The following is a 13,613-nucleotide window of genomic DNA, read 5'->3' as shown; positions in this document are numbered from 1 at the left end:
CCACGAGATTTAATGAGAGGAAATATACGTTGCCCCTGCATGCGCCGGGGGGACGGCAAAATTCTTCTTCATTCGTCTGACTTCTTCCGCCGGAGGCAGGCCAAACAGCCGTTTGAATTCGCGGTTAAACTGCGAGGGGCTCTCATAGCCTACCGCATGGCAGGCTGCGGAGGCCGTCATCTCCTGGCGAATCATCAGTAATCTGGCCTGATGCAGACGGGCAGATTTCACGTACTGAATCGGAGAGGTCTGCGTGACCGCTTTAAAATGGCTGTGGAATGTCGGCACGCTCATGCCCGCTTCATTGGCCAGGTAAGTGATGTTTAACGGCTGCGCATAGCTGGCATGAATACGTTGCAGCGATCGGCAGATTTTGCCGAACTGTCCCTGCATATTCATCGAAGATCTCATCGCATTTCCCTGAGGGCCAGTCAGGATGCGGAAGTAAATTTCGCGCATCAGAGCCGGACCCAGTATCGCAGATTCCAGAGGGAGGGTCATAGCGGTCAGAAAGCGCAGCACGGAGCCTTTCAACGCTTCATCCATCGGGCTGGACATCATGCTTTGTGGGCCAGCGGCGGGGGCGCTCAGCCCCAGACGGTCGATCTGAATCATCAACTCGGCCGCCACCTGAAAATTCAGATGCAGATAAATCGCCAGCAAAGGCTGTTCCGGAGAAGCATCCGTTTCCATCACAAAAGGCACGGGCACAGAAACTGCCAGATAATTATGCGCATCATAAAGATAAACTTTATCGCCGAAATAGCCCCGTTTGCAGCCCTGGCAGACAATAACGATGCCGGGGTCGTACAACACCGGCGTACGCGCCAGCGGGCGATCTGAACGCAGAATTCGCACGTCAGAAAGCGCGGTCAGGTTATAGCCTTCGACCGGGGCCAATTGCTTTAGCAAATCTACCATCTGTTGCTTATCTGTCATGATTTCAGTCATCAGCTCATAGGATCGGGCAAGAAAAGGAGAGTATACGGCCTGATAATAGCGGCCACCGGAGAGTAGTATGTCACCATTCTACCTGACAAGAGGAAATACCATGACAATGTCTAAAATTCTGTTAGTGACCGGTGTCAGCAGCGGCTTCGGCCTCGCCCTTGCTAAAGAAGCCCTTGCCGCGGGTTGCCACGTAGTCGGCACCGTTCGCAGCCAGCAGGCAAAAACAGACTTTGAGGCCTTGCACCCTCAGCGTGCCAGCGCCCGAATCCTTGACGTAACAGATTTCGGCTCGATTAATGGCATCATCGATGAAATTGAAGGCAGCATCGGTCCGATTGACGTGCTGGTTAACAACGCCGGTTATGGCCATGAAGGGGTGATGGAAGAATCCACTCTGGAAGAGATGCGTCAGCAGTTTGACGTGAACGTTTTTGGCGCTGTAGCCATGATCAAAGCCGTGCTGCCAGCCATGAGGAAACGCCGCCGGGGCCATATTCTTAACATCACCTCGATGGGCGGGTTTGTCACGATGCCCGGCATCTCTTTCTACTGTGGCAGCAAGTTCGCGCTGGAGGGGATTTCTGAAACGCTGGGCAAAGAGGTGCAACCCTTTGGTATCCATGTTACGGCTGTGGCACCCGGCTCGTTCAGAACTGACTGGGCAGGCCGGTCAATGGTCAGAACTCCACGTTCGATCGCGGATTATGACAGCCTGTTTGATCCGGTGCGTAAGGCGCGGGAAGAGAAGAGCGGCAGACAGTTGGGCGATCCACAGAAAGCCGCGCAGGCTATGCTGGCGGTGATTGATTCGGCCTCGCCTCCGGCGCATCTGCTGTTAGGCAGCGATGCGCTGGGGCTGGTACGGGATAAGCTGGCAGCGTTATCTGCAGAGATGGATAAGTGGGAAGCGCTGACGCGCTCCACTGTTGGCTGACTGGTCTCAGTCTGCCAGCTCAATTCCCAGGCTTTCCAGCAGGGAAACAGCTTCAGTGCGGGAAAATTTAGCCCCGGTGATGATATTGTTCAGGACATTGAGAGTGAAGTCCCAGGAGCCAGTGAAGTCCGCGTTTCGCAGGTTGGTATTGCTGAACAGACTCCCGGAAAGATCGCAGCCGGTTATTATTGCACTGGTCAGGTCACACTCTCTGAAATCCGCCTCATTCACCCGACACTCCTCCATCTTCACGCGCTGCAACGTCAGTCCAAAAAAGGAAGCGTTGGTCAGGATACATTTGCTGAAGCGCAGTTCAGGATCCAGGTGGAAGGGCGGCCAGTACGCGCGCGTCCAGTCCACACCGCTGATTTTGCATTCGGTAAATTCCACGGCAAACAGGATCGCCCCGGGAAACCCGGCCACGCTCAGATTGCAGTGGCTGAACGTACAGTTGGTGAATTTGCAGCGGGCAAATTTTGTCGAAGTGAAGTTGCAGTGGTCAAACTCACAGTCTTCAAAGTGGCTGCTTTCCAGTTCCGATGAGGATAAATCCAGCTTGCTGAATGATTGATCCAGGTACTCTTCATGACTGACCAGTTTTTCCATGCAAACCCCAACTGAATGCTAAATCTGATTGAGAATGTAAAAAACTTGCTGCCTGAGAGCGAAGCAGATCGCTTTTAATCAATCCTGCCGGACTCTTTTTCACCGAGGAACCAGTACCAGAGCGGAATGGAAAGCAGGCCCGTGAATACCATGGAGTAAACCACAATCATAAAGAGCTGGGTGACTAACATCTCGGCTGACCAGTTGTTCAGCGGAATATGGTATTCCTCGATCGCTCCGCCAACCATGGCTTTGGTCATTATCGAGAGCGCGATAAGCAGCACCACGACAACGGCTGAGATAAACTGTTTTTTTTCTTTACGCATGGGGGAGTCACTTCCTTTTGCATTGTTCAGACTAACGATTCTGCCAAAAAAAAGATAAATCGTCTTACCTTTTCTTGTTAGCCGGATCCTGAAATATTATTCAACTGCCCATTGCATGTCTGAAATAACCAAATTGTAATCAGATGAAAATATCTTCGCTCAAAGTTAGCTAAGTGATGGCTGAAGGTTTCTTAACAATTAATTAGCAATTAAAGCTAAAACGCGCAACACAAAAAAGGATTAAGTTGATTCACCGGCATCGATCACTGGCCGTGCGCAATTGTCGTTTTATTGAAGAGTGGCTGTCGATTAAATACCGATAAAGAAAGCGTCATATCCCTTTCAATTAAACGACTTAGCAATAGAATGATTCAGGAGTAAAACCATGAAAAACTTAGTTAATGATGTTATCTCAATCTTTTCACCGCAGACCGTTAAACCTGTTGTGATCCGCGCAGGATTAACTCATCGTGAGTTAGCTTCCATGCAACCAATGGGGATAACGTCGGTGAGCTGGGTCACCACCATGGAAGAACTCAACGACGCCTTTATGAAGAAAGCGCTGGATGCGGGCGCGGTCGGCTATCACATTACCGATGTGGAATCTCATAAGCCCGGTAATGACGATCAGCATGTTCTGGCTGCCACAGCGACGCTGTATAACATTAATGATAAAGCGGCTTATGGCTGATGTGTCGTAATGCAAAATGTGTGAATAATAAAACACCGCATGCCAAAAGGTCTGTGGTGTTTTTTATCTTCAGTGCCCGGAACAATCTGCCTGAAACAATTTCAGCGTAACATTCTGTCAGCCCTGTCGACTCAGCCGAAGGAGTTTTGAATGTCAGACAAGATGCCTGCCCAGTGCCACTGTGGGGAAGTTGTGTTTACCGTTGCCCTCACTAACGGGCTTAACGCCGTGATGCGCTGCAACTGTTCATTTTGCCGCATGCGTGGTGCCGTTATGGCACCCGCGCTGTCAGTTGAAGTGATTAAAGGGAAAGAGAAGCTGACGGAGTATCGCTTCAACTCGCGAACCGCAGCCCATTACTTCTGTTCAGTCTGTGGCATTTACACCTTCCACCAGCGCCGTTCTAATCCGCAACACTTTGCCGTCAATGTGGCCTGCCTCGAAGGAGTGTCGCCTTTTGATTTTTCTCCGGTCAGAGTCAACGACGGCATCAATCACCAGAATGATGGCGGTAAGGGCGGTGTGGCGGGCTGGCTCTTTTATCAGCCTGAGTAATAACCTGAGCTTTTCCGATCCTCGTTCCTACCGTTTTTCCTGATGCCTGTTTCCCCTGAAGCCCGTCCCTGACGGGCATTCTGGTGGGCGTGGTCTATGATTACTCCTGTCGTCGTCCCTTGCTCGTTTCATGATTATCAAGAGGCAATACAATGGAGTCAAATTCATTACTGAGACATTGGGGAGCCGACTATGCTGCTGACGGCACGGTTCGTTTTCGCCTTTGGGCATCCGGCCAGAACGCCGTAACGCTGCGGCTTTCCGGCAAAGATTTTGCCATGAAGGCGCTGGAGGATGGCTGGTTTGAACTGCTGGCCACCAGCGTATCACCGGGCGCGGAATATCATTTTATCCTCGCCGATGGCACAAAAGTACCTGATCCTGCCTCTCTGGCGCAGAAAGCAGATGTTCACGGCCCCTCTGTTGTTGTCGACCCTGATGCTTACCACTGGCAGAACGCTGCATGGAAAGGGCGACCGTGGGAAGAAACCGTGGTTTACGAGATGCATTTCGGCACGTTCACGCCGGAAGGGACGTTCCGTGCTGCAATGGAAAAACTCGCCGGGCTTGCCGGGCTGGGTATCACCATGATTGAGGTGCTGCCGCTCTCGCAGTTCGAAGGCAATCGCGGTTGGGGTTATGACGGCGTGCTGCTCTACGCGCCTCATTCTGCTTACGGTACGCCCGATGATTTCAAAGCCTTTGTTGATGCCGCCCATGGTTATGGCCTGTCGGTGGTGCTGGATATCGTGCTTAACCACTTTGGCCCTGAAGGCAATTATCTTCCGCTGCTGTCACCTGACTTCTTTGATAAAGAACGCAAGACGCCGTGGGGAGCCGGTATTGCTTATAACGTGGATGCCGCGCGTCATTATATCAGCGATGCCCCTCTTTACTGGCTGAGGGAATACCGCCTGGACGGCCTGCGTTTTGACGCGATTGACCAGATCAAAGATGCGTCTGACAAACATATTCTGGTTGAGATTGCAGAGCGGATACGAAGCAAAATTACCGATCGCCCCATCCATCTCACCACTGAAGACTGTCGCAATGTAGTTTTCCTGCATCCACGCGATCCGGATGGTTCCGCGCCGCTCTTTACCGGCGAATGGAATGACGACTTCCACAATGCCGTACATGTCTTTATCACCGGCGAAACGCATGCTTATTACCAGGATTTTGCGGATAAACCCGGGAAACTGATTGCCCGGATCCTGGCTGAGGGATTTGCTTATCAGGGCGAAGTTTCGCCTCAGAGTGGGGAGAAGCGGGGCGTTAACAGCAGCAGCCAGCCACCAGTCGCCTTTGTTGATTTTATCCAGAATCACGACCAGGTCGGCAACCGCGCCCGTGGCGAGCGTCTGATTGAGCTGGCCGGAGAGGATCGTACCCGGCTGCTGTTTACCACCTTGCTTCTTTCGCCCCATATTCCGCTGATGTTTATGGGCGAAGAATATGGCGAAACCAATCCGTTCCTGTTCTTCACCGATTTCCATGGCGATCTGGCGAAAGCGGTGAGGGAAGGCCGGGCGCAGGAGTTCGAGGGGCACGCCGGTCACGAGGGCGAAAGCGTTCCGGACCCTAACGATCCGCAGACCTTCGCGCAGTCCAGGCTGGACTGGAGGAAGCCACAAAGCGAGCAGGGCAAAAAATGGCTTGAACTTACCAGAGAACTGCTGACCCTGCGCCAGAAATATGTGGTGCCCTTGCTTTTCGATGCTGGCGGGAATACGGGCAAAGTGATCGACACCGCAGAGGGCTTTTTTGCCGTCAGCTGGACATTCCCTCAGGGAACGCTGTCGGTTGCGGTCAATATTGGCGAGACGCCACGCCCGCTTCCTGAACTTCCCGGCGATATTATTTATGCCTGGCCACAGGCGGCCCAGCCGCTGCAAAAAAACGCCATTATCGTGCGCGTTGCTTCAGGAGTCGCAAAATGACAGTCCCAACCGCCACTTACCGTATCCAGTTCCGCAACGGCATGACCTTCGACCGGGCGGCCGGCCTCGTGCCTTATCTGAAAAAACTGGGTATCAGCCACCTTTATGCTTCACCCATATTCACCGCGACCTCTGGCTCAACACATGGCTACGACGTAACCGATGTGAATGAAATCGAACCGGCAATTGGCGGTCGTGCAGGCTTCGACCGCATGGTGAAAGCACTGAAAAATGCAGGGTTAGGCCTGATCCTTGATATCGTGCCGAACCATATGGCCGCCTCGCTGGAGAATGCCTGGTGGCATGACGTGGTCGAATACGGCAGGCAGAGTCGCTATGCCAGATATTTTGATATTGACTGGTCACGCCGCCTGACGCTGCCGTTCCTTGGTGATACTTTTGAGGCGCTGCTGGATAACGGCGAAATCAGCCTCAGGCCCGATCCGAACACTGGCAGGCCAGCCATGGTCTGTTATGACACCTTCTACCCGCTGACTCCCGGAAGCTGGCAGGGCAGAGAAACGGAAGTTCTGCAGATAACTGATAAGGCGGAGATCGCCAGACTGCATGAGAGTCAGCCGTGGCGACTGATGTGCTGGCGGGATGCACCCCATGACCTCTCTTACCGCCGCTTTTTTGAGGTCACTGGTCTGGTTGGTGTGCGGGTGGAGGACGAAGCCGTTTTCCATGATTCACACCGGTTGATCCTCGAACTGGTCCATTCCGGCGCGGTCGACGGGCTGCGTGTCGATCATATTGACGGCCTGGCCGATCCGAAAGCCTATCTGGATCGTCTGCGTCAAAAGAGCGGACCAGAGTGTTATATCACCGTTGAAAAGATCCTCGCTGAGGGCGAGCATCTCCCGGCAGACTGGCCGGTATCCGGCACCACCGGCTATGAATTTATCTCCTCAGTGACGGATGCGCTGGTGGATGGCAGGAATATTCCAGCTTTGCGCAGGGCATGGGAAAAGGTGGTTGGCAAACCGGTCGATATGAGAGCCGAACTGCGTGCGGCCAAGCTGCTGATGGTGGAACATAATTTTGCAGGAGAATTCACCACGCTGCTGAATCTGGCGTTGAAAATTGCCAACGCCGGTAGCGTGCCGCTGGGGGAAGATGTTATTCGCCCGGCGTTACGGGAGCTGCTGGTGGCTTTTCCGGTCTATCGCACTTACGGTACGCCAGAAGGGCTGCCAGCGGCAGATGCCGGGCTGTTGCATACGGTGGCGACAAAAGTCAGCGTGCCGTCGCCGGAGGCGCTGGCGTTTCTTGTGCAGATCATTGAAGACAATGTGTCAGCAGAGGCTGCCACTTTCCGTACCCGGTTCCAGCAGCTGACCGGCCCGCTGATGGCAAAATCGGTGGAGGATACGCTGTTCTACCGGCAGAACATGGCGCTGGCGCTGAACGAAGTCGGTGCGGAGCCGGTTCCACTGACTTTCTCAATCGACCGTTTTCATGCGGAGATGAAAACCCGGCTTCAACGTCAGCCAGATGCACTTTCCGGCACTTCAACCCATGACACCAAGCGCGGCGAGGATGCACGAGCCAGGCTCTGTACGCTGACCGAAGCACCGGAGCGTTGGGCTGAGTGTCTCGCCCGCTGGAGTCAGATGAACAAAGACCAGGTCAGCGTGCTCAATGATGGCCCAGCACCCAGACCAGCGGGCGAGTGGATGCTTTATCAGTCGCTGGCCGGGGTATGGCCAGCCACGTTGCAACCTGACGATCGGGCAGGGGTGAAGGCACTGGAGGAGCGATTTGTCGTCTATGTGGAAAAAGCGCTGCGTGAAGCGAAACTGCGCACTAATTGGGGCGACAACAACGATCCTTATGAAAGGGCGATTATCGACTATGCCCGCCATTTGTTCTCACCAGAGAATCAAACCTTTCTGCAGGATTTTCATCACGCGCTACAGCCATTTATCCGTGCCGGACTGGTAAACAGCCTTACGCAGACCATTGTTAAGCTCGCCGCGCCGGGCTTGCCGGATATCTATCAGGGCAGTGAAGCGCTGGACTTCAGCCTTGTCGACCCTGACAACCGCCGTGAGCCGGACTTTGCCATGCTTGAGCGTCAGTTGAAAGAGAGCAACCCCGATTTCAACGCGGAAGCCAGCTGGCTCAGCGGCCGTCTGAATCAACACGTCATTGCCAGATTGCTCCGGTGCCGCCAGCAGCGGCCAGCCCTGTTTCGCAGAGGTGATTATTTGCCGCTTACCGCCAGCGGAAAACAGGCTGAGAACGTGCTGGCTTTTGCGCGTGATGAGAACGGCGCGGCACTGATCGTCATTGCTCCACGTCTGACCTTCGGGATGGTCAGTGATTCCAGCTCTTTCAGCATTCACTGGCCGGAAACAGAAATCAGGTTGCCAGCCCGGCTGGCAAACCGACGCTATCTTAACCTGCTCAGCGGAGAAGCGACGGAATTAGCAGACACTGTCGACCTGGCCAGATTTGCGGGCCACGCGGCCATCATCCTGCTGAGTGAATGAATTAACGGCACTGACAACAACACTAATGTTTTTTCAACTGATGGCGAGGAAAGTATGTCTGACGTCAAACTGATTATTACGACAGGTGAAAGCCTGCCGCTCGGCGCTAATTACGATGGCGAAGGGGTTAACTTCGCTATTTTTTCCGCACACGCGGAGCGCATTGAGCTTTGTCTCTATGATGCCAGTGGCAAAGAGGAGATCGCCAGGCTGGAACTGCCGGAATACACCAATGAAATCTGGCATGGCTATGTGCCGGGATTACAGCCCGGTGCGCTGTATGGCTATCGCGTTCACGGCCCCTATGAGCCAGAAAATGGTCACCGTTTTAACCCCAACAAGCTGCTGATCGACCCCTATGCGCGGGAGCTGGCCGGTGATATTGAATGGAGTGAAGCTCACTATGCCTACGATCTGCAGGATGAGGACAAGGATCTGAGCTTTGACACTCAGGACAGCGCGCCATTTATGCCCAAGTGCCGTGTTATCGACCCCAATGAATTTGACTGGCAGGATAACAACCGGCCAGTGATCCCCTGGTCAAAAACCGTGGTTTATGAAACCCACGTAAAAGGGTTCACCCAACTGAATCCGGCCATTCCGCAAGAACGGCGGGGCACCTACGACGGGATGTCGCACCACTCCACCGTTGATTACATCAAAAGCCTGGGTGTCACCTCTGTTGAACTGCTGCCGGTACACTGGTTCCCGGACGATCAGCATCTGCTCGATAAAGGGCTGAAGAATTTTTGGGGATATAACACGCTGGCATTCTTCGCCCCGGCCACGCGCTATTTCGGGCCGAGGGGTATTCAGGGCTTTCGCGATATGGTGCGGGCGTTCCACGATGCCGGTATCGAGGTGATCCTTGACGTGGTATATAACCACACCGCTGAAGGTAACGAACTTGGTCCGACGCTTTCATTTAAAGGCATCGATAACTTCTCCTATTACCGCACGTTGCCCGATCAGCATCGTTATTACATTAATGATACCGGCACCGGCAATACGGTGAATACCTCACACCCGCGAGTATTGCAAATGATCATGGATTCCCTCCGTTACTGGGCTGAATCGATGCATATCGACGGTTTTCGCTTCGATTTGGGGACTATTCTGGGCCGTGAGCCGGAAGGCTTTGATCAGCGGGGCGGCTTCTTCGATGCGATTATGCAGGATCCGATACTGTCAAAGTTGAAGCTGATTGGCGAACCCTGGGATATTGGCCCCGGCGGTTATCAGGTTGGCGGCTTCCCGCCTGGCTGGGCGGAGTGGAACGACAAGTACCGCGATACGGTGCGGGAATACTGGAAGGGCGATAACGTGTCGACCGATTTTGCCGCCCGTCTGCTGGGGTCCGGCGACCTCTACGATCAGCGCGGCCGTCGGCCCTGGTCGAGCGTCAATTTTATCACCGCCCATGACGGCTTTACGCTTAACGATATGGTTTCCTGGAACGAAAAACATAACGAAGCCAACGGTGAAGATAACAACGACGGCCATAATGACAACCGATCATACAATTATGGTGCCGAAGGACCGACTGACGATGAAGGCATCAATGCGGTACGTGAACGGCAGAAGCGTAATTTTCTCGCCACGCTGTTCTTCTCGCATGGAACGCCAATGTTGCTGGCCGGAGACGAATTTGGCCGCAGTCAACTCGGCAATAATAATGGTTACTGCCAGGACAGCGAGATCTCCTGGATCCACTGGGAAAACCTGCCTGAAAGCAGCGAGGCGCTGCGCGAGTTTACCCGTCATGTTATCAGGTTGAGGGCAGAGCAGCCGCTGCTGCGCCGCGAGAACTGGCGGGATGGGATGGACATCAAATGGTTTAATGCCGGTGGCGGTTTCCAGCAATCTGAACAGTGGGATGAAGGTTCGACTCTTGGGGTCTATATCGGCCGTCCCGACCTGCAAACAGAGGAAGGTATCTGGCATGACGTGCTGATCCTGCTTAATCCTTTTGAAGGCAATGTGCCGTTCCGCATCCCGCAGTTTGGCGAAGGGGGCTGGGTGCTGGAACTCACTACAGGTGATACCGGCAGGCACGGTATGGTGATCAGTAAAGAAAAGGATTACGAGCTGGAAGGCCGCAGTCTGGCTCTGTTCCGCCGGCCTTAATGAACAGGGCGCTTAACCGCGCCCTGTTAAGCTGACATCAGTCGCGATAAACTGGAACACCCGTCGCCTGTTTACTCCAGGAGGGAGTATGAACAGCATGATTAAAATGACAATTTTGCCAGCCCTGATGCTGGTTGCGTCCTGCAGCCATCAAGGGGCCGATGACAGCAACTGGCGTGAAAACCCGGAGTATGCCCATCCTGGCATCGGGCGTGAAGTTCAGCCGCTGCAGATAAACAGGCCACGTTCTCGCGAGGAATATGATGCCTGGGAGAAAGAGCGTTATCATGAGTACCGCAAAGTGCAGCGTCAACAGCAGCTGCAGAACCGCGGCATGATTGATAACAGCACCGATACCGGGCGCGGAATGGGCCAGCCGGTCAGTTTGTACTGATACCGGCGGGCCTTCTTAATGCCGCCTGACTGGCTGTTACAACAGACCATCGATATGCTTCAGAGGTTGCAGCACGATATCAGCAATTGCCGCTTCTCCGACTTTGAACGCCACCTGATATTCCGCATCGCCTGACAAGTTCCGGAATGCGGAACGAGATGGATACTGAACAAGTACGACGGCATTCCATTCCTGCCCGGTAGTGAGAGGGGGCAATCCATCGCCGCCAAACAGAATTTTTGCCCCAAATCGGGCCAGAACCGGCTTAGCCATTTGGAGATAGTCGAGATATCTTTCCCGACCACCGTCAGGTTCAAATCGGATAAGATTTAACATTACAATGCCTGCGTCGTCTTCTTCACTAAGGAAGGCCCCGATGGCGGCCGGTAATAATGAAACCATTTTTCTTTCCTCTGACATGGCCCCCGGAGTGAGTGCCCAGGTCAAGAGTAACCCTTCGATGTGTCAGAAACTGTCAGCAGCGAACGCCAGTCTCTGTCCTGCAGCTGCCAACGTTTCACGATCGACTGGCGTCGCCCGGGGTAACGCTCTTCCGAAATGGCTTTCACCTGCAAGCGGTCAACGCGGAAATGTCTGAAGGCGGCCCGGTGTTCACACCAGGCCGCCAGTACACTTACACCGTCGAAATAGACGATGACGATTGGCCAGATAGTGCGTTCGGATAAAGAACCGTGAACGTCTTCATAGCCAACCGTAATCTTGCGTTGCCGACGGATAGCATCGCGCAACAAAGCCCACTGCGGTGGGTCCATCGTTTCAGGCGCGCTGGTTGCGCTCACCAGAGCAGGGGGGTCATGGTTCAACGCAGTACCGCTGTTTACGACAGCAAAGATTTTTGCCAAAGCACTGTCACTGCTTTTTGCCAGAGCAGGTTCACCTCGCTGACGCACCCAGCCCAGACCAAGGACTAACGCATCCAGTTCGTCCGGTGAAAACGCGAATTCGGGAAGGAAAAAACCCTTTCTCAGGCAATAGCCGATCCCTGCCTGTCCCTCCAGAGGGGCACCCAGCGAGCGCAGGGTGTCAATATCCCTGTATACGCTCCGCTGCGAGATGCCCAGTTCATGCGCCAGTTGAAGAGCCGTAGCCGGGGTTCTGCGCGCGCGCAGGATACTGATGAGTTCAAACAGGCGACTGGTTCTCGACATACCGTGAATTATCCTCGGTGAACATGACGACTGAGGGGAAAGAGAACCCGGCTTTACAGTGGGTTAACGTTTTCTGGTCAGCGTAATGCGCGTCAGTTCTGAAGGGCGGCCAATTCTGATCGCCATCCCCGGCCAGAGCGCGGTACCGTTGTTAACATAGAGCTTCATATTATCCACGTCATACAGGCCCGAGACAAAACCTGCGTTAGGTTTCAAAAACAGCCGATCGAAACCAATAATCAGTCCACCGTGGGTGTGACCAGAAAGCTGTAAATCCACACCGTGTACCGCATTCTGACGGGCATTTTTCGGCTGATGATCGAGCAGGATCACCGGCGCATTTTCCTGAATGCCCTCCATGGCTTTCGTCAAATCCGCACCGATAGCTCCCCGTGTAGCCGCTGAGGCATCCGGCACGCCCACAATGGCCAGCTCAGCGCCGTTTCGTTTAATTTTTACATGTGAGTTCAGCAAGGGGAACAGTCCCAGCGAGGCCAGGTGTTCAGTCCAGCGCACCTGCTCGAAAAAATATTCGTGATTGCCGGTGATGGCAAAGACGCCATCCGGAGCGTGCAGATTGCGCAGCGGCTCGACGTCAGCCCGGCGGTTTTCCAGAGTGCCATCGATAACATCCCCGGTGACCAGAATAAGATCAACGTTGAGGGACAGGGCCTTTTTAACCATCGCCGCAGTCCATGATGCGTTAAAAAGCCGGGTAATGTGCAAATCCGTCAGCTGTAGCAGCTGATAACCTTCAAACTCAGCAGGAAGATTGGCGATTTCAATGGTGATGTCTTTAACCGGAGGAACCCGGATAGCCTGCTGAACACCCACAGCCGACACAACCATCGCTATTATTGCGGCGGTGTAGCGCACACCGGGAACGATCTCCAGCGGATGTCTGAACACGATCGACAGCAGCGCAACCACATCAATCAGAATCTGCGCGATAGCGAGAAACAGCACGGCCCCGAAAGCCCAGTTAAACAGAATAATGACCGTGCGCGGCATTTCGGCTGAAAAAATGCTGCCAGAGGTCAGTTTTCCCACCAGAAGATATTGTGAAGCCAGCAGCGCCAGCAGAGATAACACGATTTTTACTACGATGGGCAGAGACAGAGGCCCGATGACACGTACGATGACATACCAGCTGGGTATGCTGAAAATCAGGTGAAACATTAAACACCTTCCATAACTTGAGGCAGATGACAGCTTTAATGTCATTTTGGGCAAATCCCAAAGGGGTTCAGGGAAGTTACAGCAATGACAACAGAGTTTGCAATGACTGTCGCCCCTCACGCAGTCGGGAAAGAGAATCATTACCATTTGAAATTAGCTTGTGCTATATAATATAGCAGGAGCTATACTTATCTTAATTTTCTTCACCTCAGGGGATTTCTGATGCACTTAATGAGAAAAAGT

Annotated in this window: 13 protein-coding genes; 7 read left to right on the top strand and 6 right to left on the bottom strand. The window is 53.5% G+C overall.

Annotated elements, in window-relative coordinates:
- Positions 1-9 precede the first annotated feature (9 nt).
- On the bottom strand, positions 10-939 hold the full coding sequence (locus tag GSQ70_RS04575) for an AraC family transcriptional regulator (protein ID WP_233268249.1): 930 nt from the start codon (positions 937-939) through the stop codon (positions 10-12).
- Between the two features lie 112 nt (positions 940-1,051).
- On the opposite strand from GSQ70_RS04575, the gene GSQ70_RS04570 reads away from it, so the two are divergent.
- Positions 1,052-1,885 (top strand): oxidoreductase, encoded by an 834-nt coding sequence (locus tag GSQ70_RS04570; protein WP_158781456.1) that lies wholly within the window; start codon positions 1,052-1,054, stop codon positions 1,883-1,885.
- Positions 1,886-1,891: 6 nt separating this feature from the next.
- Here GSQ70_RS04570 and GSQ70_RS04565 read toward each other — a convergent pair whose 3' ends face one another.
- Both GSQ70_RS04565 and GSQ70_RS04560 read right to left on the bottom strand, forming a co-directional pair.
- Entirely contained in the window at positions 1,892-2,491 is a 600-nt protein-coding gene (locus tag GSQ70_RS04565) for a pentapeptide repeat-containing protein (RefSeq protein ID WP_158781455.1), read from the bottom strand.
- Positions 2,492-2,565: 74 nt separating this feature from the next.
- Entirely contained in the window at positions 2,566-2,817 is a 252-nt protein-coding gene (locus GSQ70_RS04560) for a DUF2534 family protein (protein ID WP_158781454.1), read from the bottom strand.
- A gap of 385 nt (positions 2,818-3,202) precedes the next feature.
- On the opposite strand from GSQ70_RS04560, the gene GSQ70_RS04555 reads away from it, so the two are divergent.
- From GSQ70_RS04555 to GSQ70_RS04530, 6 genes are all read left to right on the top strand, one after another.
- On the top strand, positions 3,203-3,508 hold the full coding sequence (locus GSQ70_RS04555) for a DUF1471 domain-containing protein (protein WP_158781453.1): 306 nt from the start codon (positions 3,203-3,205) through the stop codon (positions 3,506-3,508).
- Between the two features lie 150 nt (positions 3,509-3,658).
- Positions 3,659-4,063 carry a GFA family protein gene (locus GSQ70_RS04550; protein ID WP_158781452.1) on the top strand — a complete coding sequence of 135 codons (405 nt, stop codon included), beginning with the start codon at positions 3,659-3,661 and terminating at the stop codon, positions 4,061-4,063.
- Positions 4,064-4,215: 152 nt separating this feature from the next.
- Positions 4,216-6,003, top strand: a complete 1,788-nt coding sequence (treZ, locus tag GSQ70_RS04545) for a malto-oligosyltrehalose trehalohydrolase (RefSeq protein WP_158781451.1) — start codon at positions 4,216-4,218, stop codon at positions 6,001-6,003.
- Complete coding sequence (treY, locus tag GSQ70_RS04540) at positions 6,000-8,501, top strand: malto-oligosyltrehalose synthase (protein ID WP_158781450.1); 2,502 nt, start codon at positions 6,000-6,002, stop codon at positions 8,499-8,501. The genes treZ and treY overlap by 4 nt, the downstream gene beginning before the upstream one ends.
- A gap of 54 nt (positions 8,502-8,555) precedes the next feature.
- On the top strand, positions 8,556-10,628 hold the full coding sequence (gene glgX / locus GSQ70_RS04535) for a glycogen debranching protein GlgX (protein ID WP_158781449.1): 2,073 nt from the start codon (positions 8,556-8,558) through the stop codon (positions 10,626-10,628).
- Positions 10,629-10,716: 88 nt separating this feature from the next.
- Complete coding sequence (locus GSQ70_RS04530) at positions 10,717-11,022, top strand: hypothetical protein (RefSeq protein ID WP_158781448.1); 306 nt, start codon at positions 10,717-10,719, stop codon at positions 11,020-11,022.
- Between the two features lie 36 nt (positions 11,023-11,058).
- On the opposite strand, the gene GSQ70_RS04525 is transcribed toward GSQ70_RS04530, so the two are convergent.
- From GSQ70_RS04525 to GSQ70_RS04515, 3 genes are all read right to left on the bottom strand, one after another.
- Positions 11,059-11,424, bottom strand: coding sequence for a DUF1330 domain-containing protein (locus GSQ70_RS04525; RefSeq protein WP_158781447.1), 366 nt, complete (start codon positions 11,422-11,424; stop codon positions 11,059-11,061).
- A 41-nt stretch (positions 11,425-11,465) separates the two neighbouring features.
- Positions 11,466-12,191: a YafY family protein gene (locus GSQ70_RS04520; RefSeq protein WP_158781446.1), complete on the bottom strand. Its 726-nt coding sequence runs from the start codon at positions 12,189-12,191 to the stop codon at positions 11,466-11,468.
- A gap of 63 nt (positions 12,192-12,254) precedes the next feature.
- Entirely contained in the window at positions 12,255-13,370 is a 1,116-nt protein-coding gene (locus GSQ70_RS04515) for a metallophosphoesterase (RefSeq protein WP_158781445.1), read from the bottom strand.
- Between the last annotated feature and the right edge of the window lie 243 nt (positions 13,371-13,613).

The sequence above is a fragment of the Pantoea sp. BAV 3049 genome, from assembly GCF_009765445.1.
Taxonomy (GTDB): Bacteria; Pseudomonadota; Gammaproteobacteria; order Enterobacterales; family Enterobacteriaceae; genus Erwinia.
The sequence above is the reverse complement of the archived record's forward strand: the minus strand, read 5'-3'. Positions and strand labels throughout refer to the sequence as shown.

Coding starts and splice junctions, on each gene's coding strand:
- GSQ70_RS04520 (WP_158781446.1), bottom strand. CDS start 12,191: ATGTCGAGAACCAGTCGCCTGTTTGAACTCATCAGTATCCTGCGCGCG.
- GSQ70_RS04565 (WP_158781455.1), bottom strand. CDS start 2,491: ATGGAAAAACTGGTCAGTCATGAAGAGTACCTGGATCAATCATTCAGC.
- GSQ70_RS04570 (WP_158781456.1), top strand. CDS start 1,052: ATGACAATGTCTAAAATTCTGTTAGTGACCGGTGTCAGCAGCGGCTTC.
- GSQ70_RS04550 (WP_158781452.1), top strand. CDS start 3,659: ATGTCAGACAAGATGCCTGCCCAGTGCCACTGTGGGGAAGTTGTGTTT.
- treZ (WP_158781451.1), top strand. CDS start 4,216: ATGGAGTCAAATTCATTACTGAGACATTGGGGAGCCGACTATGCTGCT.
- GSQ70_RS04575 (WP_233268249.1), bottom strand. CDS start 939: ATGACAGATAAGCAACAGATGGTAGATTTGCTAAAGCAATTGGCCCCG.
- glgX (WP_158781449.1), top strand. CDS start 8,556: ATGTCTGACGTCAAACTGATTATTACGACAGGTGAAAGCCTGCCGCTC.
- GSQ70_RS04515 (WP_158781445.1), bottom strand. CDS start 13,370: ATGTTTCACCTGATTTTCAGCATACCCAGCTGGTATGTCATCGTACGT.
- GSQ70_RS04560 (WP_158781454.1), bottom strand. CDS start 2,817: ATGCGTAAAGAAAAAAAACAGTTTATCTCAGCCGTTGTCGTGGTGCTG.
- GSQ70_RS04525 (WP_158781447.1), bottom strand. CDS start 11,424: ATGGTTTCATTATTACCGGCCGCCATCGGGGCCTTCCTTAGTGAAGAA.
- GSQ70_RS04530 (WP_158781448.1), top strand. CDS start 10,717: ATGAACAGCATGATTAAAATGACAATTTTGCCAGCCCTGATGCTGGTT.
- treY (WP_158781450.1), top strand. CDS start 6,000: ATGACAGTCCCAACCGCCACTTACCGTATCCAGTTCCGCAACGGCATG.
- GSQ70_RS04555 (WP_158781453.1), top strand. CDS start 3,203: ATGAAAAACTTAGTTAATGATGTTATCTCAATCTTTTCACCGCAGACC.